Annotated in this window: 38 protein-coding genes; all 38 read left to right on the forward strand. The window is 69.5% G+C overall.

Annotated features, from left to right (window positions below; all coding sequences use genetic code 11):
• Window positions 1-78: 78 nt before the first annotated feature.
• Window positions 79-237: a hypothetical protein gene (locus tag ACZ5NH_RS38740; RefSeq protein WP_468782163.1), complete on the forward strand. Its 159-nt coding sequence runs from the start codon at window positions 79-81 to the stop codon at window positions 235-237.
• Window positions 234-512 (forward strand): hypothetical protein, encoded by a 279-nt coding sequence (locus ACZ5NH_RS38745; RefSeq protein ID WP_468782165.1) that lies wholly within the window; start codon window positions 234-236, stop codon window positions 510-512. Before ACZ5NH_RS38740 ends, ACZ5NH_RS38745 begins: the two co-directional genes overlap by 4 nt.
• Complete coding sequence (locus tag ACZ5NH_RS38750) at window positions 509-877, forward strand: DUF6907 domain-containing protein (protein ID WP_468782167.1); 369 nt, start codon at window positions 509-511, stop codon at window positions 875-877. The genes ACZ5NH_RS38745 and ACZ5NH_RS38750 overlap by 4 nt, the downstream gene beginning before the upstream one ends.
• A complete protein-coding gene (locus ACZ5NH_RS38755; RefSeq protein WP_468782169.1) occupies window positions 874-1710 on the forward strand; it encodes a helix-turn-helix domain-containing protein in 837 nt (278 codons plus the stop codon). Before ACZ5NH_RS38750 ends, ACZ5NH_RS38755 begins: the two co-directional genes overlap by 4 nt.
• A complete protein-coding gene (locus ACZ5NH_RS38760; protein WP_468782171.1) occupies window positions 1707-1880 on the forward strand; it encodes a hypothetical protein in 174 nt (57 codons plus the stop codon). The genes ACZ5NH_RS38755 and ACZ5NH_RS38760 overlap by 4 nt, the downstream gene beginning before the upstream one ends.
• Complete coding sequence (locus ACZ5NH_RS38765; protein WP_468782173.1) at window positions 1877-2218, forward strand: hypothetical protein; 342 nt, start codon at window positions 1877-1879, stop codon at window positions 2216-2218. The genes ACZ5NH_RS38760 and ACZ5NH_RS38765 overlap by 4 nt, the downstream gene beginning before the upstream one ends.
• A gap of 2 nt (window positions 2219-2220) precedes the next feature.
• On the forward strand, window positions 2221-2427 hold the full coding sequence (locus ACZ5NH_RS38770; protein ID WP_468782175.1) for a hypothetical protein: 207 nt from the start codon (window positions 2221-2223) through the stop codon (window positions 2425-2427).
• A gap of 3 nt (window positions 2428-2430) precedes the next feature.
• Entirely contained in the window at window positions 2431-2607 is a 177-nt protein-coding gene (locus tag ACZ5NH_RS38775; protein ID WP_468782177.1) for a hypothetical protein, read from the forward strand.
• Between the two features lie 86 nt (window positions 2608-2693).
• The gene (locus ACZ5NH_RS38780) at window positions 2694-4784 is read left to right on the forward strand and encodes an ATP-binding protein (protein WP_468782179.1); all 2091 of its coding nucleotides are present in this window, start codon (window positions 2694-2696) and stop codon (window positions 4782-4784) included.
• A 179-nt stretch (window positions 4785-4963) separates the two neighbouring features.
• The gene (locus ACZ5NH_RS38785) at window positions 4964-5203 is read left to right on the forward strand and encodes a hypothetical protein (RefSeq protein WP_468782181.1); all 240 of its coding nucleotides are present in this window, start codon (window positions 4964-4966) and stop codon (window positions 5201-5203) included.
• A 14-nt stretch (window positions 5204-5217) separates the two neighbouring features.
• Window positions 5218-5418: a hypothetical protein gene (locus ACZ5NH_RS38790; RefSeq protein ID WP_468782183.1), complete on the forward strand. Its 201-nt coding sequence runs from the start codon at window positions 5218-5220 to the stop codon at window positions 5416-5418.
• Window positions 5419-5544: 126 nt separating this feature from the next.
• Window positions 5545-5856, forward strand: a complete 312-nt coding sequence (locus ACZ5NH_RS38795; RefSeq protein ID WP_468782185.1) for a hypothetical protein — start codon at window positions 5545-5547, stop codon at window positions 5854-5856.
• A gap of 23 nt (window positions 5857-5879) precedes the next feature.
• Window positions 5880-6230: an HNH endonuclease gene (locus ACZ5NH_RS38800; protein ID WP_468782187.1), complete on the forward strand. Its 351-nt coding sequence runs from the start codon at window positions 5880-5882 to the stop codon at window positions 6228-6230.
• A gap of 203 nt (window positions 6231-6433) precedes the next feature.
• Window positions 6434-6916: a phage terminase small subunit P27 family gene (locus ACZ5NH_RS38805; protein WP_468782189.1), complete on the forward strand. Its 483-nt coding sequence runs from the start codon at window positions 6434-6436 to the stop codon at window positions 6914-6916.
• A complete protein-coding gene (locus ACZ5NH_RS38810; protein ID WP_468782191.1) occupies window positions 6913-7107 on the forward strand; it encodes a hypothetical protein in 195 nt (64 codons plus the stop codon). The genes ACZ5NH_RS38805 and ACZ5NH_RS38810 overlap by 4 nt, the downstream gene beginning before the upstream one ends.
• Complete coding sequence (locus ACZ5NH_RS38815; RefSeq protein WP_468782193.1) at window positions 7104-8621, forward strand: terminase large subunit domain-containing protein; 1518 nt, start codon at window positions 7104-7106, stop codon at window positions 8619-8621. Before ACZ5NH_RS38810 ends, ACZ5NH_RS38815 begins: the two co-directional genes overlap by 4 nt.
• Window positions 8622-8632: 11 nt before the next feature.
• Window positions 8633-8821, forward strand: coding sequence for a hypothetical protein (locus ACZ5NH_RS38820; protein ID WP_468782195.1), 189 nt, complete (start codon window positions 8633-8635; stop codon window positions 8819-8821).
• Complete coding sequence (locus tag ACZ5NH_RS38825; protein WP_468782197.1) at window positions 8818-10071, forward strand: phage portal protein; 1254 nt, start codon at window positions 8818-8820, stop codon at window positions 10069-10071. The genes ACZ5NH_RS38820 and ACZ5NH_RS38825 overlap by 4 nt, the downstream gene beginning before the upstream one ends.
• Complete coding sequence (locus ACZ5NH_RS38830; protein ID WP_468782199.1) at window positions 10072-10953, forward strand: HK97 family phage prohead protease; 882 nt, start codon at window positions 10072-10074, stop codon at window positions 10951-10953.
• 165 nt (window positions 10954-11118) lie between these two features.
• Entirely contained in the window at window positions 11119-12453 is a 1335-nt protein-coding gene (locus tag ACZ5NH_RS38835) for a phage major capsid protein (RefSeq protein WP_468782201.1), read from the forward strand.
• 66 nt (window positions 12454-12519) lie between these two features.
• Window positions 12520-12843 carry a hypothetical protein gene (locus tag ACZ5NH_RS38840; RefSeq protein WP_468782203.1) on the forward strand — a complete coding sequence of 108 codons (324 nt, stop codon included), beginning with the start codon at window positions 12520-12522 and terminating at the stop codon, window positions 12841-12843.
• A 6-nt stretch (window positions 12844-12849) separates the two neighbouring features.
• Window positions 12850-13401 (forward strand): hypothetical protein, encoded by a 552-nt coding sequence (locus tag ACZ5NH_RS38845; RefSeq protein ID WP_468782205.1) that lies wholly within the window; start codon window positions 12850-12852, stop codon window positions 13399-13401.
• 18 nt (window positions 13402-13419) lie between these two features.
• Entirely contained in the window at window positions 13420-14316 is an 897-nt protein-coding gene (locus tag ACZ5NH_RS38850; protein WP_468782207.1) for a hypothetical protein, read from the forward strand.
• A complete protein-coding gene (locus ACZ5NH_RS38855) occupies window positions 14316-14792 on the forward strand; it encodes a hypothetical protein (protein ID WP_468782209.1) in 477 nt (158 codons plus the stop codon). The genes ACZ5NH_RS38850 and ACZ5NH_RS38855 overlap by 1 nt, the downstream gene beginning before the upstream one ends.
• A gap of 10 nt (window positions 14793-14802) precedes the next feature.
• The gene (locus ACZ5NH_RS38860; protein WP_468782211.1) at window positions 14803-14982 is read left to right on the forward strand and encodes a hypothetical protein; all 180 of its coding nucleotides are present in this window, start codon (window positions 14803-14805) and stop codon (window positions 14980-14982) included.
• Window positions 14975-15937, forward strand: coding sequence for a phage tail tube protein (locus tag ACZ5NH_RS38865; RefSeq protein WP_468782213.1), 963 nt, complete (start codon window positions 14975-14977; stop codon window positions 15935-15937). Before ACZ5NH_RS38860 ends, ACZ5NH_RS38865 begins: the two co-directional genes overlap by 8 nt.
• A complete protein-coding gene (locus ACZ5NH_RS38870) occupies window positions 15934-16389 on the forward strand; it encodes a hypothetical protein (RefSeq protein ID WP_468782215.1) in 456 nt (151 codons plus the stop codon). Before ACZ5NH_RS38865 ends, ACZ5NH_RS38870 begins: the two co-directional genes overlap by 4 nt.
• A gap of 35 nt (window positions 16390-16424) precedes the next feature.
• Window positions 16425-16580 carry a hypothetical protein gene (locus tag ACZ5NH_RS38875; RefSeq protein WP_468782217.1) on the forward strand — a complete coding sequence of 52 codons (156 nt, stop codon included), beginning with the start codon at window positions 16425-16427 and terminating at the stop codon, window positions 16578-16580.
• Window positions 16573-17043, forward strand: coding sequence for a hypothetical protein (locus ACZ5NH_RS38880; RefSeq protein ID WP_468782219.1), 471 nt, complete (start codon window positions 16573-16575; stop codon window positions 17041-17043). Before ACZ5NH_RS38875 ends, ACZ5NH_RS38880 begins: the two co-directional genes overlap by 8 nt.
• Before the next feature lie 28 nt (window positions 17044-17071).
• Window positions 17072-19657 (forward strand): phage tail tape measure protein, encoded by a 2586-nt coding sequence (locus ACZ5NH_RS38885; RefSeq protein ID WP_468782221.1) that lies wholly within the window; start codon window positions 17072-17074, stop codon window positions 19655-19657.
• Window positions 19658-19672: 15 nt separating this feature from the next.
• Entirely contained in the window at window positions 19673-22603 is a 2931-nt protein-coding gene (locus ACZ5NH_RS38890) for a LamG domain-containing protein (protein WP_468782223.1), read from the forward strand.
• A gap of 13 nt (window positions 22604-22616) precedes the next feature.
• On the forward strand, window positions 22617-23147 hold the full coding sequence (locus ACZ5NH_RS38895; RefSeq protein ID WP_468782225.1) for a hypothetical protein: 531 nt from the start codon (window positions 22617-22619) through the stop codon (window positions 23145-23147).
• A gap of 13 nt (window positions 23148-23160) precedes the next feature.
• Window positions 23161-23406, forward strand: a complete 246-nt coding sequence (locus ACZ5NH_RS38900; protein WP_468782227.1) for a hypothetical protein — start codon at window positions 23161-23163, stop codon at window positions 23404-23406.
• A 73-nt stretch (window positions 23407-23479) separates the two neighbouring features.
• Window positions 23480-23917 (forward strand): hypothetical protein, encoded by a 438-nt coding sequence (locus tag ACZ5NH_RS38905; protein WP_468782229.1) that lies wholly within the window; start codon window positions 23480-23482, stop codon window positions 23915-23917.
• Entirely contained in the window at window positions 23917-24102 is a 186-nt protein-coding gene (locus ACZ5NH_RS38910; protein ID WP_468782231.1) for a hypothetical protein, read from the forward strand. The genes ACZ5NH_RS38905 and ACZ5NH_RS38910 overlap by 1 nt, the downstream gene beginning before the upstream one ends.
• 20 nt (window positions 24103-24122) lie before the next feature.
• Window positions 24123-25067: a glycoside hydrolase family 25 protein gene (locus tag ACZ5NH_RS38915; protein WP_468782233.1), complete on the forward strand. Its 945-nt coding sequence runs from the start codon at window positions 24123-24125 to the stop codon at window positions 25065-25067.
• Between the two features lie 5 nt (window positions 25068-25072).
• Entirely contained in the window at window positions 25073-25327 is a 255-nt protein-coding gene (locus tag ACZ5NH_RS38920; RefSeq protein ID WP_468782235.1) for a hypothetical protein, read from the forward strand.
• Between the two features lie 51 nt (window positions 25328-25378).
• Complete coding sequence (locus ACZ5NH_RS38925) at window positions 25379-25723, forward strand: hypothetical protein (RefSeq protein WP_468782237.1); 345 nt, start codon at window positions 25379-25381, stop codon at window positions 25721-25723.
• The last annotated feature ends 536 nt before the right edge of the window (window positions 25724-26259 follow it).

Raw genomic sequence — 26259 nt, forward strand, 5'->3', positions numbered from 1 at the left:
GCCCAAGGCCGGGATTGCCGTCCCAGCCAAGGGCCTGACCGAACCGCCTTCCTGACCAAACCAGGAGGAGATCCGGCTATGGCCGATCTTGCCATGCCCGCGCACCAGCGCGGCACCATCCCTACCCGCCGCCTGATCGCCGCGGGCATCATCCGCCGGACGCCCGGCCGCACGATCACCGTGCGCGTCACCGCCGCCGGCGCCACCGGGATCATCGCCAAGGCGGTGACCCGATGACCAACCTCCGCGAGCCCCTGTACGGGGCTGCTGCCGACCGCATCCGCGACCAGCTGCGCGAGCCCAGCGACCTCGAGGTGGCCATCAGCGTCGGGCAGCAGCTGCTCAACAGCGACAGCTTCATGGCCGTCCGCGAGGCCCTGCGCCTGCTGCTCCGCGCCCTCGACGCCGAGCCCGTCGACCCGGCCGAGGCCATCCGCCGATCCGTCGACGCACAGTTCCCGGTCGTCGCCACCTTCCTCGCCGAGAACCGCGACGGGGGTGAGGCCCGGTGAGCACCGAACCCCGGACCGCCACGGTCAAGCTGCTCGTCACCAAGGCCCTGGAGATCGACGAGCCCGACTGGTGCACCGGACACCGCACCGACCAGGCCCAGTTCAAGGCGGACCTCACCCACTACGGGCCCGAGCACTCCATCGAGGCCAACGACTTCCACATCCTCACGGCCATGCTCGCCCAGTCCCCCTACGCCGAACTCGCCTCCCGCGACCTTGCCCTCTACGTCGAGTCCGGCGACCTCACCGGCTCCTACACCCCCGCCGAGATTGACCAGCTCGCCGACGCCCTCACCGCGGCCGCCGAGCAGCTGCGCGCCCTCGGACGCGACCTCGCCCGCATCCTCGACGGAGGCGCCGCATGAAGCGCATCCTCGCCCGCTGGTCCCCCAAGCCGGCACCGAGCGGCCGGACCGCGGCCCCGCTGTGGGTCCGCGGCCTCACCGCCGGCGGCCGCCCCATCGTCCTCGGCGTCGCCCTGCTGATGTGCGCGCCCGGCGAGTACCACCTCGCCCGCACCGCCGGATGGAACGACCCATTCGCCTACGGCATGCCGGTCGTCCTGTCCGCCTACGCGGGCATCGCCGCGGCGGTAGCCTCCACCAGGCGCGCCGGAGACCGGGGCCGTTGGTCCGCCATCATCGGCGCCTGCCTCGCCCTGGGCCTCGCCATGGCCGCCCAGGTGGTCAGCCACCTCATCAGCACCGGCCACGTGCTGGCCGACCAGCCCGCGCTGATCGCCGTCACCAGCCTCGTCCCGCCCGCCGTCGTCGGCCACCTCCTGCACCTCGCGGCCACCCCGCCCGACGGCCACCAGGACGCCCAGGACGCCCCCGAGTCCTCACCGGTCCCGAGCGTCCGCCCGGCCCCCGAGGTCGTCCCCGACGGCGTCCGCCTGCTGCCGATCGTCGCCCGCCCCGTGCCCACCGTGACCCTGGAGCGGGCCGACCGGCAGGACGCCGACAGGACGCTGGAGCTGGAGCCCGGGACGGGCCCGGACACCGAGGACGGACCGCGTCCTGAGCCGCCGCTGATGACGTCCAACGACGTCGCCCGGCACTACGGCATCAGCCCGTCCACTGTCCGCAACTGGGTCGCCGACGGACGCATCCCTGTCCACTCCAAGGACGCGTCCGGACGCAACCTCTTCCACCCCGACCAGCTGCCCGTCCTCTCCGGATCGGTGGTCCCCTCATGAAGGCGATCCTGTTCGGCGCCGTCCTCGGCGTCCTCCTGCTCTGGCCGGCCGCGCTGTCGCTCGCCGCCACCGCGGTGGCGGCAGCCGCCCAGCCCCCGGTCCTCGCGTTCGCCGTCGGCGTCCTGGCCCGTCCGGCCATCGGCCGCCGCGTCCGGAGGTGGACCCGATGACCGAGATCACTCCGCTCGCCAAGGCCGAGGCCGCCGTGACCGAGGCGGCGACGAACACGGACGTCGTCCGCCTCGCCCTCGCCGCCGTCGAGCTGGCCAAGACCGCCCAGCAACAGGGGTCCCACGGGGACCTCTGTCAGCACCACCACACGCAGGACTTCAACACCCGGAAGTGGCTCACGATCGGCGGCCTGGTCGTGGCCGGCGGCTGCATTGCCTGCTTCCTCGCCGCCGCGCTCGCCCTCGTCGCCGTGGCCGTCGCCATCGGCGGCACCTGCGCCACCGCCTGCCTGATCATCGTCCGCGCCCTGTGGCGCGACTACCTGAAGGGACGCTGACCATGACCCGCGAACAGGCTCTCGTCGAGGCCATCGACGCCGCTGCCAAGGCCAAGGCCCTGGCCAGGAACGCCGGGGATGCCGCCTACCAGGCCGAAAGCGCCCGCACGTCCGTGTTCGCCACCGCCTCCGGCGCCTGGTCGGATGTCGCCCGCGCGTTCACCGGTATCGCCGCGCAGCTGGCCGCCGCCGAGAAGACGGAGGCCTGACCCATGGCGCTCACCGACAAGGACCCGCACAACATCTCCGAGCTGGCCCGCGTGGTCGTCCTCGGCTTCCGCATCGCCCGCCGAGAGGAGAAGGGCAAGTCGACCAAGCGGCTTGAGCGGCAGGTCGACCGGATCCGCGAGAAGGCCCAGGCCCGCGAGGACGCCCGCGGACGCAAGTAGCTACGCCCCGGGGACGGCGTCCACCGCCAAGCAGACCGCCGTCCCCGGGCCCCGGACCGCCCATCAGAACGACCGGAGAGACAAGCATGACCGTCACCCTGATCAAGCCGGAAGAGGACACCCCCGAGGACGGCCAGGACGCCCCCGCGTCCGAGGCGTCCCCGACCCGTCCCGAACGGCGCCGCGCCCGCTACCGGCGCATCGCCCGCGCGGCACTCGCCGACGAACGCGTCCGCACCGCAGGACGCCTCACCGTCCGCCACGCGTCCTACACCGCAGGAGGCGTCCGCATCGTCGGACGCCGCATCTGGGACGGCCGCACCGCATCCCGGTACGAGCGGATGATCCGCGCCGCCGAAGCAGCCGGCCTCCTCGAAGAAGTCAAGGAATGGGAGGCCCGCGGCCACGCCTTCCGCGCCGCCCGCCACAAGCGGCGCATGGACATGCTGCAGCTCGCCCTCAACGCGCCCAAGGCCGTCGCCTCGGGAGCCGTAGCCGGCGGCGGCATCCTGCTCATGCTCGGCATCCTGCTCGCCTGGGCAAACCACGACATCCACGACGTCCTCACGCCCATCGAGACCGTCATCGACCTCGTGAAGTGGTGCGCGTTCATCGGCGGCGTCATCTGGGGGCCGCTCCTGTTCGCCGCCCCCTGGCTCAGCCTCGCAGCCTGCTGGGCCGTCGGCCGGCACCGCCACACCGCACCCCAGTGGGCTCTTCCCGTGCAGCAACGCGACCTCGGCGGCCCCATCACCCCCTCCATCGTCGTCGTCGCCTTCCGCGACCTCGGGATCGCGCCCCTGCGCAAGGCCATCGACGCCATGGGCGACGCCGGCGCCGCCCTGCTGTCCCCGATCAACCTCGCAGGCTGCGGCGTAGAGGTCGACGTCACCCTGCCCTCCGGCGTCTCCACCGCAGAGATCCAGGCCAAGCGGCGCAAGCTCGCCGAGAACCTCAACCGGCACGAACACGAGGTGTTCATCACCATCCCGCCGCAGCCGCGCACCGTCCGCCTGTGGATCGCCGACAGCGGCGCCCTCGACGAGCCCATCGGCCCCTCGCCGCTCGTCACCGACCTCGACGTCCGCGCGAACTACAAGACCGGCCGCGCCCCCTGGGGCGAGTCCCTGCGCGGCGACGGCGTCTCCCTCAGCGTCTACCAGCGGCACCTGCTCATGACCGGCCTGTCCAACCAGGGCAAGACCGCCTCGCTGCGCGCCGTCGCCCTCTGGCTCGCCTTCGACCCGGCCGTGGAGTTCTGGATCGGCGACCTCAAGGGGGTCGGCGACTGGGCCATGTTCGAGGGCATCGCCAAGGTCCTCATCCAGGGCCCCACCGACGAGCACGCCTGCGCCGTCACCGAGATGGTCGAGGCCGCCGTCACCGAGATGGAGAAGCGCCTGCAGGACCCGCCCGGCACCGTCCACGAACCCCTCGTCGTCATCGTCGACGAGGCCCAGGTCGCGTTCATGAACCCGCTCAAGGGCAACGACGGCCGCCCCTACGGCGGCAAGAAGGCCACATCCCGCTACTTCATGGCCTGCCGCCGCCTCCACAACCAGGGCCGCGCCGTGTCCGTCACCCTCTGGCAGGGCACCCAGGACCCCACCGACGAGAACCTTCCGAAACTCGTCCGCGAGGGCGCCCACATCCGGGCCTCCCTCGTCGTCGGCACCGAATCCCAGGCCAAGATGGCGCTCGGCGACAAGGCCGTGAACGCCGGCGCCGCCCCGCACCTGCTCCGCCAAGGCCTCGACAAGGGAACCCTCGTCGTCGCAGGCGACGGCATCGAAATCCCCGCCGGCGAGCCGTCCATCACCGTCCGCACCCACTTCATCGACACCGACCCCGCCAAGGAGATCGCCGACCGCGCCCGCCAGCTCCGCGACGGCATCGCCACCGTCCACCAGCTCGAAGTCGTCCCCGACGTCGACCACCTCATGGACCTGGCCGCCGCCGTCGGCAACGACAAGCGGGTGCGCACCACCGAGGTGCTGCACCGGCTCAAGACCCGCAACCACGTCGTCTACGAGCACTGGACCGGCGCCCGGCTCAAGGCCCTGCTCGCCGAGTACGGCGAAGAGCCCGGCGTCCTCGACGGCTATCCCGTGGTGCGCCAGGAGAGCGTCCAGCGGGCCCTCGAGCGGCGCGCGGAGGAACTCGCCGAGGCCCAGTGACCCGGCAGTGGGCAGTGACTTTCCACTACGGAGATCACTGCCCCTGCCTCACTGGCGTTGATCAGCGGAAACGGCGATCAAGTGAGGCAGTGAGGCCGCTTTGTAAGGTCCTTCAGGGACCCTGCAAAACGGCCTCTGAAGTCTGCCGCAGCCTCACTCACTTGCCGCATCATGAGGCCATGGAGACCGTCATCAAGGCCCTCGTCGGCTTGAAGCTCGTCGGCCTGGTGCTCTTTGCCGTCGTGCTGGCCATCAGCGTCGTCTACACGCTCGCGGTCGGCCCAGACGACCCAGAGTCGACCCACAGCTCCACCGCCGTCTGCAAGGACGGAACGGTCCTGGAACCCCCGTGGAATGTCTGCGGCAGTGAGCACGGCTACCTCGATCACTGGACGAAGGGGCCAGTGAGCACCCCCTGAGCCACACTGGCCTCATGGAGTCGACCATCCTGCGGCCCGGCCACCTCACCGCCCACCAGACCGCCCGACAGCTCGGCATTAGCCTCGACGGCGTCCGCCAGCTCGTCCGCCGCGGCCAGCTCAAGCGCTCCGGCGGCAGTCCACGACAGCCCTGGTACGCCGTCGAAGACGTCGCAGCCCTGGCCATCAAACGATCCACGCCGACCGCCGCTTGACCGCAGGTCAGACCCCGTGTCACGATCTCGGTGAACAACTGTGCCCTCAACCGGCACCACAGACACCCACGAAGCCCCAGCCACTATCCACAGGCTGGGGCTTTCGCTGTGCATACGGGAGGGTCAGTGCCCATCCGCATCGAGCGCGTCGTACAGACCACCTGCTGCGTACCCGTCCAGTGGGACGCCTGGACCACGGAGGGCCAGTACCTCTACCTCCGATACCGGCAAGGCCACGGCAGCGTCACCCCCTACCCCAGCAACGACTGGGAGAACTGGGACCCCAACACCCAACCCATCGCCGAATGGGACGACGGCACCGACGGATACGACATCACCCTGGACGACTTCCTCGCCCGGTCCGGCATGCAGCTCGGCACCGCCGACAACTGGAAGACCCGCACGGTCAACATGCTGCGCCGGCTCCTCAGATTCTGACCCACCCCACGCGGAGGCCGACCATGGCACGCCGCCGCCTACGTCCTTGCCTGGTATGCAGCACGCTCACCCGCAATGCCTCACGCTGCGATACGCACCAGGCCGAGTGGCAGAAACGCCAGGACCAGATCCGAGGCAGCGCACACCAGCGCGGCTACACCCAGGCCTGGCGCACCCTGGCCGCCCAGACTGTGGCCAACCACCGCGCCCAGTGGGGCGACTGGTGCCCAGGCTGGCAGACGCCCGGCCACCCAGCAGCCGACCTGACCGCCGACCACGTCGTGCCCAAAGCACGCGGCGGCACCGACCACCCGAGCAATCTCCAGGTGCTGTGCCGCTCCTGCAACAGCCGCAAGCGCGACCACCAGCGGTGATCGAAATCTTTTCGCGCACCCCCCGCGACGGCACCGCCCCCTGACAGTGACAGTGCGTCACCGTCTGCGGTGCCCACGCCGCATACCGGGGGGTGGGTAAATCTCGCGCGCATGATCGTCTTCGGACCCGGCCCCCAATCCCCCAGACGCCGACGCGAAATTGAGCCGGTTTTTGATCAAGGTCGTTCTTGGGGGTGGCGATCATGCCCGCAGGTCGACCGCCAACTCCCACGGAACGTAAGCGCCGCACTGGCAACCCGGGCAAGAGGAACCTCCCCGAGCCGGTCGTGCACCTGGCCGCGGTCGCCAGCATTCCGCCGGCGCCCGACACCCTCGGCGAGGCCGGCGCCCGCGCGTGGGAGCGGCTGTGGACGGCCGGGCAGGCGTGGCTGTCCCCGGCGACCGACCTGGACGTGCTGACCCGGCTGTGCGAGGCGCACGACGAGCGTGAAGCGATGCGGGACCAAGTCGCGCAGGACGGCTACATGGTCACCGGGTCGATGGGGCAGCTGCGGGCGCATCCGCTGCTGTCGGAGATCCGGGCGCTGGAGTCGCAGATGACGAAGTGGGAGTCGTTGTGCGGCTTCACACCGTCGGACCGGGCGCGGCTCGGCTACGCCGAGGTGAAACGGCAGTCGAAGCTCGACGAGCTGATCGCCAGACGGCAGCAGAGGAGTGGGACGTGAGCCGTGAACGCCGGTCGTTGGACGTGTCCTTCACCGTCTTGGACCCGGACCACCTGCCGCTCAAGGACGGCGAGCAGATGTACGCCGATGACGTCGTTGGCGAGGTCCAGGACGTCGTGCAAAGGGCAGTGAACGCCTGGCATGCCGAGCGTGGCCACCAGCTGCTCGCCTGTGAGCCCAACGTCGGATGAGCAGGTCGTCACCGTGGCCGCCCCGCTTCCTCACGCCGGTCCCGGCCGCCGACGTGCGCCGCGGGGACGGCCCGGACGTCGCCGACTTCATCGAGACGCTGTGCGTGGTCACGAAGGACACGTTCGCGGGGCCGTCCGGGTCGCCGCTGGCGCTGCGGCCGTGGCAGCACAAGCTGCTGGGGCACCTGTTCGCCCGTCGCGCGGACGGCCGCCGCCGGCATCGCGTGGCCCTGGTCGGCGAGCCGAGGAAGAACGGCAAGTCCGGGCTCGGCGCGGGGATCGCGCTGGACGGGCTGTTCGAGGGCACGGGCGCCGAGGTCTACAGCTGCGCGGGCGACAAGGAGCAGGCCCGGATCGTCTTCGGCGACGCCCGGCGGATGGTCGAGAACAGCCCGGACCTGTCCGAGGCCATCAAGGTCTACAAGGACGCCCTCGAAGTACCGTCGACCGGCTCGGTGTACCGGTGCCTGTCGGCGGAGGCCTTCACCAAGGAGGGCCTGTCGCCCACGCGCGTGCTGTTCGACGAGCTGCACGTCCAGCCCAACGATGAGCTGTTCAACGTGATGGCGCTGGCGGCAGGTGCTCGCGTCGACCCGATGCTGATCGGCATCACCACGGCCGGGGTCAAGACGGACTCGTCCGGCAAGGACTCGATCTGCTACCGGCTGTTCCAGTACGGGCAGAAGATCGCGGCGGGCGAGGAAGTCGACCCGTCGTTCTTCATGGCCTGGTGGGGCGCCCCGGACGACCTGGACCACCGGCTGCGCTCGACGTGGGAGATGGCGAACCCGGCGTTCGGCGACCTGATCGACCCGGAAGACTTCGAGGCCGCTGTCCGACGCACGCCGGAGGCCGAGTTCCGCACGAAGCGGCTGAACCAGTGGGTCAACACGGCCGAGGCCTGGCTGCCCGCCGGCGCCTGGGACGCCTGCCGCGGCGAGCTCAGTGCGATCCCGGACGGTGAGGAAGTCTGTCTCGGGTTCGACGGCAGCTTCAACGGCGACTCGACCGCGCTGGTGGTCGTCTCCTGCGGCGAGGTGCCGCACGTGGACGTCGTCGCCGCCTGGGAGAAGCCGTCGGACGCCGGCCACGACTGGACCGTGCCCATCCTCGAAGTGGAGGCCGCGATCCGGGCCGCGTGCCGCCGCTGGAACGTCCGCGAGATCGTGTGCGACCCGTACCGGTGGGGTCGGACGTACCAGGTCCTCGAGGAAGAAGGCTTGCCCGTCGTCGAGTTCCCGCAGTCTCCGGCCCGAATGATCCCGGCGACGACGCGCTTCTACGAGGCGGTCATGAATCAGTCGTTGACACACTCCGGGGATCCACGGCTGGCACGACATCTGTCGAACTGCGTGATCAAGACGGACAGTCGGGGCTCGCGCCTGTCGAAGGACGCCAAGCACAGCCCCCGGAAGATCGACCTAGCGGTCGCCGCGGTGATGGCCCACGAACGGGCCTGTCAGGAACCCGAACCCCCGCCGGATCCGCAGTTCTGGAGCTGGGACGACCTGTGAGGAGGTGCCGGATGCGCCTGCCGAAGCTGCCCACGTTCCGCATCCCGAAGCCTGCCCGGCCGCAGAGGACCGTCTCAGATCTGGTGGACCTCGCCGGCATCGGCTGCCTGGTGGGCGCGGCCTGGTGGTGGATTCCGATCGTCGGCCTTGTCGTGACCGGGCTGGCGCTGCTGCTGATCGGGTGGGTGATCGACCGATGAGCCTGCTACGACGGGCCACCGAGAAGCGGTTCTTTGCTCCCTCTGGCGCCGGTGATCCGTGGGCGATCCCGTCGAACGGGTCGCTGGCCGCGGTGACGGCGGCCGGCGTGCCGGTGACTGAGGACACCGCGATGCAGTTGCTCGCCGTGGCGGCGTGCGTGCGGATCCTGGCGAACACGGTGGCCGGGCTGCCATTCGATGCGGTCCGGATGCGGGGCGCGATCCGGGAGACGTTGGAGCCTCCGCCGCCGATCATCGCGGACCCGTTCGGAGGCGCCAACAACAGCGCGTTCCCGACCCAGCGGGACGGGTTCGCGCAGATGATGGTCAGCCTGCTGTTGCGCGGCAACGCCTACGGCCTGGTGACGGACCGGGACCGGCTGTTGCGGCCCTCGCGGATCCGGGTGCTGCACCCGGACCGGGTGGCGTGCGTCTTCGACGAGTCCGGCGCCCGGGTGTACGAGGTCAACCGCATCGAGGTGGACGCGAACGACATCGTGCACCTGGTGGGCCTGTCCTACCCGGAAGCCCCGACCGGGATCAGCGTCATCCAGCATGCCCGGAACGCCATCGGGCTCGGCCTCGCGGCCGAGGAGTTCGGGGCGCGGTTCTTCGGCTCGGGCGCGCACATGACCGGGATCATCCAGACGCCCGGCGACCTCGACAAGGAGCGGGCCCGGCAGCTCAAGGACAGCTTCACCGCCTCGCATGCTGGTCTACGGAACGCTCACACTGTCGGTGTCCTGTCTGGTGGCGCCGAGTGGAAGCCCATCTCTGTCTCTCCAGAGGACGCCCAGTTCCTGGGCACCCGCGCCGCCCAGAACCTCGACATCGCGATGCTGTTCGGGGTGCCGCCGCACATGCTCGGTCAGGTCGACCGCACCACCAGCTGGGGCACGGGGATCGAGCAGCAGTCGCTCGGGTTCTTGCGGTACACGCTGTCGAACTGGACCGGCATCTTCGAGGACGCCTGGTCGGCGATGCTGCCCCGCCCCCAGGTCGCCCGGTTCAACCATGACGCGCTGCTGCGCACCGACACAGCCGGCCGGTACGCGGTCTACACGCAGGCCCGCAACGCGGCACTGATGACGATCGACGAGATCCGCGCCCTGGAGAACCTCGCTCCGCTGCCCGACGGCAAGGGCGCCGACCCCTACGCGCCGCTCAACTCGGCGCACACCGACACCCCGACGGACGACCCGGGCGCCAAGTCCGCCAAGAGCGACGCCGAGTCAGGACAGGAGCCGTAGATGAAGGGCACCTTCAGTCAGCACGAGCAGCGGTTCCTTGACGGCGTCGACCGGGCGGCCCGTGCGCTGTACCTGGACGCCGTGAAGGTCCACGCCCTCGACATGCCGTTTCAGGGCGTGGAGATCCGCGAGAAGCCGGACGGTACCGGCGGCACGCGGCTGCTGTTCACCGGTTACGCCAGCGTGACGGAGCAGGGCTATGAGATGCAGGACTGGCTTGGCCCGTTCGAGGAGGTCGTCAGGTCCGGCGCCTTCAAGAAGACGCTCAGCGAGGACCCGGACACCGCGTTCCTGCTCAACCATGGCGGCGCAACCATGGCGCGGACCAAGCCGGGCACGCTGCGCCTGTCTGAGGACTCCACTGGGCTGCACTCGGAAGCCGACCTCGACCCGGCACGGCCGGACGTGCAGATCGTCCGATCCGGCATCGAGGGCGGCGAGTTGGACGAGATGAGCTTCGCGTTCTGGGTGACCCGGCAGCAGTGGTCCCCGGACTACGAGCAGCGGGACATCCTTGAGGTGAACATCGACCACGGCGACGTGTCGATCGTCAACTACGGCGCCAACCCGCACACCGGCGGGACGGTCGACCTGCGGGCACGCCAGGCCGCGAACCTCGCGCGCAGCGCCTTCCCGGCCTTGGCGATGCAACGCGCGCGCCAGCTTCGCGCCGACGGCTTCTCGCCGGAGGTCGCCAAGACCCTCGCCCAGGTCTTGCAGCTGGTCTCCGCCGCGGACGGCGCGGTCGACGTCGCCCAGCCGCTGCTCGCCGAGGTCCTCGGGGTCCCGAACCCCGACACGGTCCTCGATGAGGCCGCGGAGCAGGAGAACGGCGCATCCCTGGCGCTGTACGAGGCCCGCGCCCGCCTGCTCGCCCTGTAGCTACACCCCACTGACCACCCGGAGCCGCCACGGCTGCCGGGTCTTTCGCCTGCCCGGCCACGCGCCGGAGCCCGCGCCGGACCCCATGCATCAAGGGGCACCACCCGGGCCACCACCCGTCACCACGGCAGGCACGCCAACCCGATCCGATGATGGGAGCCCCCCGTGAACAAGCGGGACATGATCAAGGCTCTCCAGGAGAAGCGTGCCGAGCTGCGTACCAGCCTCGACACGATCCTGGAGACTGTCACCACCGAGCAGCGCAGCGCGCTGAACGACGAAGAGCGGGGCCGGTTCGACGCCGGCGAGGCTGAGATCCGCGAGATCGACGCCCGGGTCGCCGAGCTCGACGGGCAGATCCGCGCCGACGAGGCCGCGGCCGAGGTCGCCAAGCGGTACCAGGCCAGCGTGAAGGTCACCTCCGAGCCGGAGGTGTACCGCAACGCCCCGACCAGCCCGTCGTACTTCCGGGACCTGTTCCGGGCCACGAACAAGGGCGACTTCGAGGCGGCCGAGCGGCTGCGCCGCAACGACCAGATGGTCGCCGAGCAGCGCGCCATCTCCACCACGAACGGGGCCGGCGGCGAGTTCGTCCCGCCGAAGTGGCTGGAGGAGCAGTTCATCGCCTACGTCCGCCCAGGTCGCATCACCGCGAACCTGTGCCCGGCGATGGACCTGCCCGGCGGTACGGACAGCATCAACATCCCGAAGATCAACACCGGTACGGCGACGGCCCCGCAGGCCACGCAGAACACCGGTGTGCAGCAGACCGACCTGACCACCACGTCGGTGTCCAGCCCGGTCGTCACCGTCGCCGGTGGCCAGACGGTCTCGCTGCAGCTGATCGAGCAGTCGCCGCTGAACATCGACGACGTGGTCCTGCGCGACCTGTCCGCCGACTACGCCAAGCAGATCGACACGCAGGTCCTCAGCGGCACCGGCACCAGCGGGCAGGTCACGGGCATCTTCACCCTGTCCGGGACGACCGCGGTGACCTACACCTCGGCGTCGCCGACCCTGGGCGCCCTGTACAGCAAGATCGCGGGCGCGATCCAGTCCGTCCACACCACCCGGTTCCTGCCTCCGGACGCGATCGTGATGCACCCGCGCCGGTGGGCGTGGTGTGTCGCTCAGCTCGACGCTCAGAACCGTCCGCTGGTGGTGCCGCGCGCCGGCGCCCCGATGAACGTCGTGGGCAACATGGGCGAGCAGGCGGCGCAGGGCCTGGTCGGCGAGATGCTCGGCCTGCCGGTCTACGTGGACGCGCTCATCCCGACCAACCTGGGTGCGGGCACCAACCAGGACGAGATCCTGGTCGGCCGCATGTCCGACCTGATGCTGTGGGAGGGCAACGTCCGCGCGGAGGCGTTCCAGCAGACCTACGCCCAGAACCTGAGCGTGTTCGTCCGGCTGTACAACTACTTCTCGTTCCAGGCCGGACGGTACGCGCAGTCCCTCGCGATCATCGGCGGCACCGGCCTGGTGGCCCCGACGTTCTGACCGATCTGACGGCCCGGCTGGCGACTCCGCGGCCGGGCCGTCTCTCTGCCCGGGAAGGGGCCAGCAGTGAACCCGATCAACTACGCCAAGGGGCTCCTGCAGGAGCTCGACATGGCTGTGCAGAACGGGGCGAAGGACGTCCAGGCGGCGGTCCGCGGCGAGCTGGAGCGTGTCGCCCCCGAGGTACGGCAGGCGGCGGCCGAGCTGCGCGGCATGGCCGAGGACGCCACGGCGAGCGCCATCGGCTCCGGCAAGGAGGTCGTATCGGAGGCGGCCGCGGAGGTCCGCAACGTCGTGCAGCGCCTCGATGAAGTCGTGGGCGGCGGCTCCAAGCGCACCACGAAGGCCGCGGCCGCGCCGGAGAAGGCCGTCCCGCCGCCGGCCAAGTAGCCGGTCATGCCACAGGAGCTCCAGGCGCATCTGCGGCGGGTGCGCTCGCAGCACCGAGCGCACCGGCCGAAGAAGCACGGTGCCCACCACGCTCACCATCTGCGGCGCCGTGCCGCGCACAACCACCACCACAAGCGGGCCCACCACAAGAAGCACCACCACGTGCATGGGCACCACCTCAAGCACGTGAAGCACCACCCGAAGGGCAAGCACCTCAAGCACCTGCACCGGGCGAAGCACGTTCCGAAGCGGATCGTCCACCGTCGGCACAGCGTGGGCGGCTTCCACACGCTGAAACACCACCGCTACCACGTGCGGCGGATGAAGTTTCACGCGCGGAAGCTGGCCCGTCACCGGCACAAGGCCGCGCACCGTCACACGCTGCGCGCCCACCGCCGTCACCACCTGCACCACCACCGGCATGCGGTCCACCACCACATGCACCACCGGCGGGCGGCGCAGCTTCACGAGCACCGCATCGCCCATCACCACCACCGCAGGGCCGCGCACCATCACCGGCGCGGCTCGACCCACCGGCGGCACCGCCGTCACCGCTGATCAGGGAGGGGGTGGCCCGTGGCGCAGAACCAGACGATCTACTACGTCGGCCAGGACGTCGGCGTCACCACGACGGTCCTGGACGACAACGGCAACCCCGTCACGGGGACGCCGGCGGTCACCCTCACGGTCACGGACCCGAACGGGACCGTGACCACGCCGTCGACGACGTCGACGGGCTCCGGCGGCTACGCCGCGGTCGTGCCCTCGGTGGCCACGGCCGGGATCTGGCTGTACCGGTGGACGGCGACCGGCTCGGGTGTGCAGTGGGCGTCCGAGGGCCAGTTCACCGTCCGGCCGTTGGGTGTCGAGCAGCTCGTTGACCTGGCCTCGGTGAAGAAGCACCTCAACATGAACCCGAGCGACACCCGGCAGGATGACGAGCTGCAGGGCTTCATCCTCGCCGCCGCCGACCAGGCCCGGGACGTGTGCGGGCCGTTCCTGCCCGAGCAGCACACCCAGTTCTTCGATGGCGGGGTCAACACGGTCGTGCCGGACTGGCTGCCGCTCGCGTCGATCCTGTCGGCCACCGAGTACTACGGCCTGAGCGCCTTCCCGCTGACCGAGCAGCAGCTCGGCAGCCAGATGAACGCCTTTGCCTACACGGTCGACTACAGCACGGGCCAGATCACCCGGCGCACGTTCGGCGGCCAGCCGGCGATGTTCGCGATCGGCGCGAAGAACATCAAGCTGGTGTACACCGCGGGGCGGGCCGGGAGCGTGCCGTACACGGTGCGGCTCGGCACGCTGGAGCTGATCCGGCACCTGTGGCAGCAGACCCAGCAGGCGGCTGGACGGTCCTGGAAGGGCGCCGGCATGGACGGCGAGGCGGCCGGGGTGCCGATGGGCTTCGCGCTGCCGGACCGCGTGGTCGAGCTGTGGGCCCCGTACCGCCGACCCCCGGGGATCGCCTGATGACCACGCCCATCAACCAGATCCCCGCCTCGTCGATCCCGGCAGCCCGCGCCTACCTGTTCACGCAGCTGCAGACGCTGCTCACGCCGGACCCGAACGACACGTCCGCTTCGCTGCTGGTCTGCATGGACGGGCCGAGCACCGACATCCCGGAGGACGTCGTCTCGGTCGGCGACGTCCACCAGAACTACAACCCCGAGTCGAACGTCGGCTCCGGCGGCTCGCACTGGCTGCGCGAGGACTACACGATCACCGTCGACGTCCAGGTCACCCGGAACACGGACGACTCGACGGTCACCTTCAACCGTGCCCGAGCCCTCGCCGACCTGGTCATCGCGCTGGTCCGCTCGGATACCTCGCTCGGCCAGGTCGTCGAACGTGCCCGTCCCAGTGCCGTCACCCACGAGACGGACTGGGTCGAGACGGGGCGCCGGACCTCGATCTCCATCGGCATCGACTGCCTGAAATCCCTGTGAGGAGTGCGGCATGCCTGCTTTCACGTACACCGGCGACAAGGGCCGGTACTACCCGCGGCTCGGCCTCACTCCGGTGCCGGGCCAGTCCTACGACCTCGAAGCGGACCCGGCCGACGGCCGGTGGACCGCCGCGAAGTCCAACCCGAAGAAGGCCGGCGCCGCGCCGGAGAAGGAGGGCAGCGATGCCTAAGCCGTCCCATCTCGCGGCGCTCGGCGTCGCCAAGGAGACCACGAAGGGCACGGCTGTCGTGCCCACGATGTGGATCCCGTGGAAGACGCTCACGCCGAAGGACGACGTGCAGCTGATCGACGACAAGGGCCAGCGTGGCGCTGCCGTCGAGTCGTTCGGCATCGTCCAGGGCCAGAAGGGCTCGACGCTCGACTTCGGCGGTGACGTCTTCGCCGACTCGATCGGGTTCCCGCTGGTGTCGCTGCTGCCCGACGTCACGGTCACCGGCGCCTCCGCCCCGTACACGACCACGTTCTCGACGCTCAACACCGGCGACACCCAGCCGCCCGGGCAGACGTACACGATCTTCGATCCGCTGGGGACGTGGCAGTACCCCGGCGAGCAGCTGTCGGAGCTGGGCTTCAAGTGGAACGCCGACGGGCTGCTGGAGTACTCGGCGAAGGCCACCGGCTGGACCTACGTCACAACGACCTCGCCGACCGTGTCGAACACGGCCGTGAAGCCGGTCGCGAACTGGACGGTCCTGACGAAGATCGCCGGCACGACCGTCTTCGTGGTCGACGGTGAGCTGACCATCAAGCGCGGCGTCACCGCGATCCGTGGCGCGAACGGCTCCCAGAACCCCTATGCCATCTGGTCGGGGGACGTGGCGGTCGAGGGGAAGCTGACGCTGGTCATGGAGGACTCCAGCCAGCGCACCATCTTCCAGAACTCCACCGCCCAGACGCTGGACGTGTCGTTCTCCGCCGGCACCGGGGCCGCCGCCACGGGCCTGCAGCTGCACTGCACGACCGCGGTGTGGTCGGAGGGCACGCCGAGCTACGGCAAGGACTACATCGAGCTTCCGGTGTCCTTCAAGACCTACGGCAACACCACCGACATCGGGGCGAGCGGCGGCTACAGCCCGATCAAGGTGACCCTGACCAACGCGATGCCCTCCGGGACGTACAAGTGACGATCAAGCGTGAGAACCTGCCTGGCGGAGGCTGGGCCGACCTGCGCGACATGGCGGAGGTCTCCGAGCGGCTGCGGCGCCCGGTTCGTGCGATCCAGATGAAGCTGGCTCGGGACCCGGCGTTCGCCGGCGTCGTGGCGGAGGCCTCGAAGAAGGGCGTCGACGCCGTCAAGGGCATGGCCGAGGCCGAGGCCGCGCAGATGGTCGCGCAGATGGGCGACGAGTCCGCCGGCCTGCTGGACGAGCTGAACGACCGGCTGATCATCGCCCGGGTCGTGGGCTGGTCCTACGAGGCGCCGGTGAGCCTGGACGCCCTGCTCGACCTGCCCGGCCCGGACTACGACCGGCTCAAGGAGCTGTGCGCCGACGGCGCCCTCGAGGGCACGGACTTCGGGCCGTCCCAGGACGAGAACAGCCCTACCGTGCCCTCTACCGCCTCCGAGCAGCGCTAGAGGGCAAGTTCAACTACCGCGCCGACCAGCTGCCGATGGAGGCGTATCGGGACTGGCGGCTGTGCCAGGTCGTAGGGCCTCCGGACACGTGGATGGACCTGCCGGCCGACCGGCTCGACTGGATCCTCGCCGTCGACGACACCGTGGCCCAGGCGCGCGCCAACAAGGAGAAGGAGGCCGCCAATGGCTGACGTGGAGATCCGCGTCGTAGGCCTACGGGAACTCGAGGCCGCGCTGGACAAGATGAGCCACGACGTGGACAAGGCCACCATCACCGCTCTGAAGGCCACGCAGAACCTGGCGAAGAAGGCGATCCGCTCCAACATCCGGGGGCGTCCCCGCTGGGACCACCGCGGCGCCTCGTCTCGCACCGGTGAGGCCGTGAGCCTCAACCTCAGCCCGCACCACTCCGCCAAGGGTGGCGGTCCGGGCAGGCTCACGGGCACGCTGCGCCGGGGGGTGGGCGGGGTCCGCCGGCCGCGGCGCACGCTGCAGGGATTCCAGGGCGGCGTCGGTGTCGGCGGCGGCGGCGTCCGCAACCTCTACAAGAAGCGCAACGAAGGCAAGTTCCCGTACTTCGAGCCCGGGGTCCGCAAGGTCGAGCCCGAGATGTCGCGGGTCTTCCTGGAGACCTGGGGCAAAGCCGTCCACTAACTCAACAGCGTGAGCGGGGGTGAGCCGCATGGCCAGCTTGCCCCCGGTGTTCGTGGAGTTCCTCGGCAAGTCCAGCGGCGTGAAGACGGCGATGGCCGACGTGCGGCGCGAGTCCCGCAAGACGGCCGACGAGAGCGAGTCCTCGTTCTCCCGGTTCGGCCGGGTCGGGGGCGCGGCGATCGCCGGTATCGGCATCGCGGCCGCCGGCGCTGCGGTCGGCGCGGTGAAGATGGCCGCGGACTTCCAGACCCAGATGACCCGGGTCCGGACCGGCGCCGGTGAGGCCGCCGGGAACATGAAGATGGTCGGCGACGGGGTCCTGGCCATGGCCGGGCAGGTCGGCCAGTCCACCCAGCAACTCACCTCCGGCCTCTACCTGGTGGAGTCCGCCGGCTTCCACGGTGCCAACGCGCTCAACGTGCTGAAGACGGCCGCCATGGGCGCCAAGGTCGGTGCCGCCGACCTGGGCACCACCAGCGACGCCCTGACGACCGCGATGAACGCCTACAAGATGTCGTCCGGCCAGGCGACGCAGGCGATGAACGCGCTGATCGCGACGGAAGGCCAGGGCAAGACCAACCTCGAGGCCCTCGCCGGGTCCATGTCGTCGATCCTGCCGGTGTCGGCGGCCGCGCACGTCGGCCTGAATGAGGTCCTCGGCGCGATGGCGACGATGACCGCGCAGGGCACCCCGGCCGCCGTGGCGGCGACCTACCTGCGGCAGACCATCGGCCAGCTGTCCAACCCGTCCGGCAAGGCCGCGCAGGAGATGCAGAGCCTCGGCCTGTCCGCCATCAAGGTCAGCCAGAACCTGGGCACGCACGGCCTGGCCTCGACGCTGAACATGCTCACCTCGGCGATCGAGTCGAAGATGGGCCCCGCCGGAACGGTGCTGATCGCGCACCTGCAGAAGGCGGCCAAGCAGTCCAACACCTTCCAGAAGGCGCTGGCGAACCTGCCCCCGGCCCAGCAGACCTACATCGGTGCGCTGGCCACGATGGTCGGCGGCACCAAGTCCATGCAGGCCGCGCTGCAGCTCACCGGCCCGCACATGAAGGACTTCCAGAACAACACCAAGACCATCGCCGAGCACGTCCAGAAGGGCGGCAAGAGCGTCGAGGGCTGGTCGGACGTCCAGAAGACGCTCAACCAGAAGCTCGCCGACGCGAAGGCCGGCCTGCAGGCGATGACGATCCAGGTCGGGCAAGCGCTGCTACCCGTCGTCACCCGCCTGATGGGCGTCATCGCCCACGTCGTGTCGTGGCTGACGAAACACAAGACGGTCGCCGAGGCCCTGGCCATCCTGATCGGCACCGCGCTGGTCGCGGCCATCGTCGGGGCGACGATGGCCATGTACGCATGGATCACCTCGGCCGAGGTGCTGGAAGCACTGCCCATGGTGGCCATGATCACCGCGATCATCATCGTGATCCTGTTGCTGGTCACGCACTGGAAGCAGGTGTGGGGCGTCATCAAGGCGGTCGGCCTGGCCGTCGGCCACGCCCTGGTCGACGCCTGGAACTGGCTCGCGTCCTCGGTCACCGACATCTGGAACTCGATCACCACGAACGTCATGTCCGCGTGGCACTCGATCGCCGGGTTCTTCACGTCGGCCTGGCACGCGGTGGTCGACCCGATCGTGGCGGCCTGGCACTGGCTGTCGAGCATCACCACGACCGTGTGGAACGCAATCACCGGGTTCTTCAAGAAGTGGTGGCCGCTGCTGCTGGTGATCTTCCTGCCGTTCGTGGCGCTGATCATGGCGATCTGGAACCACTTCCACAAGCAGATCATGAGCGTGGTCCACACCGTCTGGAACGCGATCAAGGGGTTCCTCAAGGTCGTCTGGGATGCCATCCAGACGGTCGCCGAGGATGCCTGGAAGGGCATCAAGGTCGTCATCATCCAGCCGATGGAGACGCTGTGGGGCTGGCTGAAGTCGCTGTGGCACACCGTTTCCGGCTGGCTTACCTCCGCGTGGCACGGCATCGAGTCGGTGGCCTCGGCGGTCTGGAGCGCCATCAAGTCCGCGATGATCAACCCGCTGATGAGCGCCTGGCGCACGATCAGCAGCACCGTCAGCCGGATCGCCAGCGCCATCAGCAACGGCCTGCACGGCGCCTGGAACGCCGTGAAGAACGTCGGCAGATGGTTCCTGGGGATCGGTTCGGCGATCGTCCACGGCATCATCAACGGCGTCGAGAACGCCGCCGGCGGCCTGTTCGACAGCCTGAAGAACCTCGCCGGAGACGCCCTGTCCTCGGCGAAGAGCTTCCTCGGCATCAACTCGCCGAGCCGGGTGTTCGCCGATCATGTCGGTATGGCCATCCCCGAGGGCATCGCCAAGGGCGTCGACGACCATGCCCACCTGGCCCACCGGGCGGTCGGCGCGCTCGCCGGGTCCCTGTCCGCGCAGACCGTCAGCATCGGCACCGCCGGCGGGTTCTCGACGGCCGGGTACGCCGCCGGGTCGGGTTCCGGGCAGGCGCAGGTCGCCGAGATCACCGTCATCGCCCAGGTCGACAAGGACGTCCTGTTCAAGGTCCAGCAGCGGTCCGCGCTGCAGTACAACCGCCGCAACCTGACCAACGGCATGTCGTTGGCCCGCGGCTGAGAGAAGGGGGTCGCCGTGACGACACCGCCCGGATACGCGCCCGACGGCCCCCTCATCGCTTCCTGGCCGCGCGTCCTGCTCGAAGTGGCCTGGAACGCCGGCGGCAACTCCGCCTCGCCGAACTGGTGGTACAACCTCGGCGGCCGGCTGCGCGGCAGCTGGAAGGCGCAGTTGGCGGGCCGCCAGTACGAGCTGGACGCCGTCCAGTCCGGGAAGGTCGACTTCACCCTCGACAACCTGGACGGCGCGTTCGACCCCGACAACACCAGCTCGTTCTTCAACGGCTACGTGCTGCCGTACCGGCGATGCCGCATGGTCCTGCAGATCAACCCGACCCGGAACCTGCTCTACCCGTGGGTGGCGTCCGGAACCACCACCCAGAACATGCGCGCCACGGTCGGCACGACCAGCACCGCCACCGGGCTGCCCGCATCCGGGTCCGGACTGACCACGGCCCAGACCTGGGCGATCCCCAACGGCTCCAGCTCCGGCGTCGCCTTCGGCCTCAACGGGGACGCCGGAGCGAACTGGTCCACCACCGACTGCGACGGCACCACCGCCACACCCAACCTGACCTACTCCTTCGGGATCGACGTGTCCCTCGCTGCAGGCGGCATGACCAGCCTGCAACTGAAGGCACGCCTCGCGTTCTACAGCCTGTCCGGGACACTGATCACGCGCACGCTGGGCACAGTCCAGTCCGTCACCACCTCGTGGACGCGCCTGACGGTGTCGGCCACGGCCCCCAGCAACGCCGCGTGGGCGCTGGTGTCCATCTCGACGAGCGCCGCCACCACGGCGGCCACCACCGTGCAGACCACCGGCTGGCAGCTGGAGCAGGCTGCCACGCCCACCTCCTGGGCCAGCCCGGGCACATGGACGCAGATCTGGCAGGGCTTCATCGAGCGCTGGCCGCAGACGTACACCCAGAACGGCAAGTACGGCCTGACGAACGTGACCGGGGTCGACGCCCTGGCGCCGCTGTCGCAGTCCACCATCGCCAACGCCATGGCCACCTACATGGCCTCGCAGAACCCGCAGTACCGGTTCGACCTGGCCGCGACGGGATCCCAGCCGGACAGCCCCACCGGCAAAGCGTTCCTCGATCTGGGCGGCAGCGGGGTCGGCCTGGACCTGGTCGGCTCCGCCATCACAACCGGGGTCAGCATCTCCAGCACCAGCCCGCTCGGCACGCTGTGGAACACCCCCGGCCCGGTCATCACTGTCGCCAACAACCAGGCCTCGTCGCTGGGCAACGCGGCCAACGCCAGCTCCTTGCAGTGGGCCAACTCCAGCGGCAGGACCGTAACCCTGCCCTCCGCCGGCTGGACCCGCATGATCTGCTTTCGTACCAGCCTGACCCCAGGAGCTGGGGGCACCTTCGGAACCGCAACTCTGTGGTCAGCTACCGCCCCCGGCTTCCAGTCCGGAACGGGTGACCAATCGGGTGTTCAGCTTGGCATCTACTCAAACGGGTTTGTCGTTGCCAAGGTGCAGAACTCTTCTGGCACAAGCAACTATTTCTACAACTCTTGGGTGCCTGTCTGCGACGGCAACTGGCATTGCGCCATCCTGTCTCTCAGCGCAGACGGAAAGACCACGACGATCGTTGTCGACGGCTACTACACGCAGATCGCGGCAGCAAGCAGCCTGGGGTCATCGACCTACACCAGTGACGCACTTGGCACACTCCTGACGACCAACGGCAGTGGCGAGAACACTCAGCCGTTCAACGGAGATATGGCCTGGGTCGCCCAGTGGAACAGTGAACTCCCTGTGTCCACGTCAGGGGATATCAGCCTCGGATTCTCCCGCGGCTGGCCAGGGGATACCAACGGAACCCGGCTCAACAGGATCATGAATCTGGCCAACTTCCAGCCAGGCTCCTCTAGCAGGATGCAGATTCACGCCTCCGATGTCGCCTTGGGCGGCGGCACCCTCAACGGCCGCTCCCCACTGGACATCATGCAGGAGAGCGCCGACACCGAGGTCGGACAGATCACGATCGACCGCACCGGGGTGCCAACCCTGTACGGGCAGCTCTGGCGATGGATCCAGACCCAGCCCAAGGTCACCTTCGGCGAGAACAGCCCGTCCGGTGAGATTCCATACCAGGGCGACGTCGTCTTCGAGCAGGACCCCGCCCGGCTGTACAACGACGTCCAGATCACGGTCGACGGCGCACAGGACCTGACGAACTCCAACCAGTTGCAGGAGGCCCAGGACAGCGCGTCGCAGACGGCCTACTTCCCGCAGACCCTGACCCGCACCATCAACCCTCAGACGGTCCAGGCCGGCCTCAACATCGCCAACTACCTCTTGTCGCAATACAAGGACCCCCACACCCGCATCCAGGAGATCACGGTCGACCTGGCGCCGAATCCGTCCCTGCTACCGCAGGTGGCGCTGCTCAACTTCGCGGACCGGGTGAGGGTCAACAAGCGGCCGGCCGAGGCACCGATGAAGTCCCTGGACTGCTTCATCGAACAGATGGAGTGGAGCGGAAACGATCAGGGCGCGCTGAACCTGCGCATGCAGATGTCCCCGGCCTCCCAGTACCAGTACGGGGTCATCTCGGCGGCCTGGGGGCAGCTGCAGTCGTCCTATGCGGCCGGCGTCTCCACCATCACCGTCGGGCCCATCTCCGGGGTCAACTCGATCGCCGCCCAGTACGTCATCCCGGCCGGAGCCAGCTACCAGATGACGCTCGGCTACGGCACCGCGAACGCCGAGACCGTCACCATCCAGTCGGTTCAGGCCGTCTCGGCCGGCTACAGCACGGTCCAGATCACGTTCACCGCGCCCACGGCCAACGCGCACAACGCGAACGACTACCTCTGCGACCCGAACCCGGGCACCGTGTCGCTGCCTCCGGAGGGCAGCTTCCCGACCTGTTTCGACGCCGCCTCCCTGACCGGCGGCACGACACCTTTGATCGGCTTCTGACCGGAGGAGACCCATGACCAACCTGCCCGTCCCCAGCCTGGCGGCCCCGGTCACCGGCTTCCCGATCAGCCAGTCGTACCTGACCAACCAGATGTACAACCCGCTGACGTTCCTGCTGAACCCGCCCGCGTGTTACCTGTACGCGAGCGCCACGCAGAACCTGACGACAAGCGGCTCGAACTACCTGATCAACATCAACACGGCGTCCCTCGACCCGTATGGGGGCTACTCCAGCAACGCGTGGGTCGTGCCGGTGACCGGCTGGTACGACATCGAGGGCGTCGTGCATTTCGCGGGCAACAGCTCCGGGAACAGGGGCTGCTGGTTCACCACCGACAAGACCAACCTTCCCGTGATCACCGGCACCGAACGGTTCACACCACCGGGCAGCAGCACCGTGTCGGCTGCCTGCGGTGGGCTGGTCCAGCTCACCCAGGGAACCACGCTGGCCCTCGTCGGATACCAGTCTTCCGGTGGCACCCTCTCCACGACCTCCGTCGGTGGTGTCTGCGCAGCCATCAAAGCGAAATTCGTCCACGCCTGACCGAGGGGAATCCATGCAGACCAGCTCAGGCACCAGCTACTTCATCGAACTCACCTGCGGTCAGAACGACGGGGGCAACCTCAGCTTCAACGCTCAGTCCGGCGCGACTGACGAGTTCGTGCTCGCCGTCGCGGAGGCCCTTAAAGGCGTGGCCTACCCCGCTGGCGAGGACCCGGTGACCGTCAGCGTCTCCAAGGTCCAGAACACCGCCACTGCCAGCTACGTCGACTGGACGCTCAACCCGCCGGCCTTCGACTGACCCGCCCGCCCGCTTCCTGCCGCCCCCGCCGCGCCGGGGGCTTCTTCATGCCCGCGCACCCTCGAGGAACCCGATGACCGCAGACACGCCGCACACGGTGGCGGCCCACGACCAGGCCGAGACGCACCGGTACACGGTCGCATTCCCAGCGCACCCCGCCCGCGAGGACGACCCGCACTACAAGGACTTCGAGCACTACCGCAAGACCCACATCGACACCGCGGTCTGCCACTTCGCCGAGCGCCGCGGCGGCGACACCTCCGAGTGCGCCGGCGGCCTGGAGCTCCACCACGCCCACGTGGAGTTCTCCATGCAGAACGGCGTCGACCTCTCCCTTTTGGAGCGGGACTACCCCGGGATCTCCAACCCGGACGAGGTGGGCGCCTGGGTGGAGAGCGGGGACAACCTCGTCTTCTACTGCGCCAAGCACCACCGCGGGCACGGCGGCGTCCACAACGCATCCGCCAGCGACTTCGAGGCCGAGGTCTACGTCCGGAACCTGATCACCTGATGGGCGCCTGGCTGTGGGGGGCGTGGCTCCAGGTCTGGCCCAACCTCGCCGCGAACGTGATCTGGGTCCCCGTCGTCGGCATCCACCACTGGCTGACCCGCCGCCACCTCCGCGCGCTGCGCGAAGAACAGCGCCAGCTGCACCACCTGATCGAGCACAGAGAGAGCGAGGGCCAGCCGACATGACCGGGCTGAGAGGGGGAGCGATGCTCAAGGGAATCGACATCGCGTCGTACCAGTCAGAGACGTACAGCACCGCTGGCCTGGCGTTCGTGGTCGTCAAGCGAACCGAAGGCGAGGGTTACGTCAACCCGAAGGCCTCGGCGCAGGTCGCCCACGGCCGCGCGGCCGGGCTGCTCATCGGCCACTACCACTACCCCCACATCGGCGATGGTGCGGCAGCCGACGCCGACTACTTCCTCAACCACCTCGGCACCGACCTCCACACCGGGGACCTCCTCGTCCTCGACTGGGAGTGGTACGGGCAGACAGGCGTCACCGGGGCACAGGCCGACGCCTTCAAGGACGCCTGGATCGCCCGGGTGAAAGCGAAGACGCCCGGTCACCGGGTCCTGGTCTACGCGGACCGTAACAACTGGCTGAACGTCGACACCGACTCCAACGCGGGCGACGGCCTGTGGGTCGCCGACTACGTCACCGCCGGCCAGCCCCGCGTGAAGACGAAGTGGGTGTTCCACCAGTACACGGACGCCGCCCCGCAGGGCGGTGACGGCGATGTCGCCAACCCGGCTCTGTTCCCCGACGCGGCCGCGCTGCGCGCCTGGGCCGCCGGAACCCAGCCGGCCCCTACGCCGACCCCCAGCCCCACCCCTCAGGAGGAAGACATGCCCGCGTGGAACTCCGGCACGGTCGCGTCCGGTAAGCAGCCGACCGTCGCTCTCGTACCGCACGGCAGCGCCTGGAAGACGGCCGCCAACCGGCGTCTGCACCTTGGCATGGATCAGATCAGCCCGACTCCGCCGAAGGCGAGCGTGCGCGTCGCCATCCACGACGGCACGAACTGGCGGATCACCACCGTCAACCTGACGGCCGCCGACGGCACCGTCGACGTTCCCATGACCGCCGCCGACCAGAAGGTCAGCATGCAGACCGACGCCGCCGGCGTCGCCTACGCCATCGAAAGCTGGTGACCACCATGACGAAGACCTACTGGCTCGATCTCGCCGAGCGCGTCGGCGCCACCGCGGGCGAGGCCGTCCTCGGTGTCGCCATCACCGAGTTCAGCAACCTGCCCGTGTGGTGGGCCGCGCTCCTCGTGCCTGTGCTGTCCGCAGCGAAGGGCTTCCTGGCCCGCCACGTGGGAAGCCCGTCCTCGGCGTCCCTGCTGCGGCGTCCGGCCGTCGCCCCGGTCCCCGACCCGCCCGGTCCGAGCGCGAGCCCGGCCGCGTAGTACACGGCTTACCGGCCTCGACCAGCACAGCACGATCTCCGAGGGGCAACCGTGGCCGATGACCCGACCCTGGGCGAACTGGCCCGCCGCCTCGATGACCGGGTCGGCGACATCCGAGACGACATCCGGCAGCTCGGCGTCCGGCTCGACAGCAAGGTGTCGCTCGAGCGCTACCAGCTCGAGCAACAGGCTCGCGATGAGCGTGAACGGCAGCTGGTTGAGCGCGTGAAGAGCATCGAGGACGCGCGGAAGCTGGAACACCAGCAAAGGGACCAGGAGCAGCGGGAACGGGAGCAGCAACGCCGCCAAGACCGCCGCTGGGTGATCGCAGCGATCGTAGTGCCGCTGCTGGTGGTGCTGCTCGAGGTGTGGCTCAACTCGAAGGGGCAGAAGTGAGGGATCACTGGAGCTCGGCGCGCCGCGGAGACGTCCTCTTCGCGGTCGCGGTACTGGCCAGTGTTGCCGTGCTGGCTTGGGTCCTCTTCGCGCTGCATTCCCTGTCCGACCAGCTGGGGACACAGGAAGCGGCACGGGACGCTCTGGCGCGCCAGGTCCAGCAGCTCGGGCACACCCCGGTCGCAGGTCCGCCAGGGTCGCGTGGCGAGCCGGGCCAGTCGATCACGGGGCCACCGGGACCACCGGGATCGCCAGGGCCTGCAGGCGCGGCGGGCAGTCCTGGACCGACGGGCGCCCCCGGCAAGGACGGCAGGAACGGTTCCCCAGGACCGGCGTCCACCATCCCCGGCCCGTCGGGGCCGCCGGGCAGCCCCGGACCGGCGTCCACCGTCGCCGGACCCCAGGGCCCGGCCGGACCGCCGGGCAAGGATGGGAAGGACGGCAGGGACGGCGCCCAGGGCCCGAAGGGCGACACCGGACCCGCCGGGCCGCCGCCGTCGGGCTGGACATGGACTTACACCGACGCGCTCGGCCAT

This window comes from Streptomyces sp. NPDC031426 (assembly GCF_055581585.1).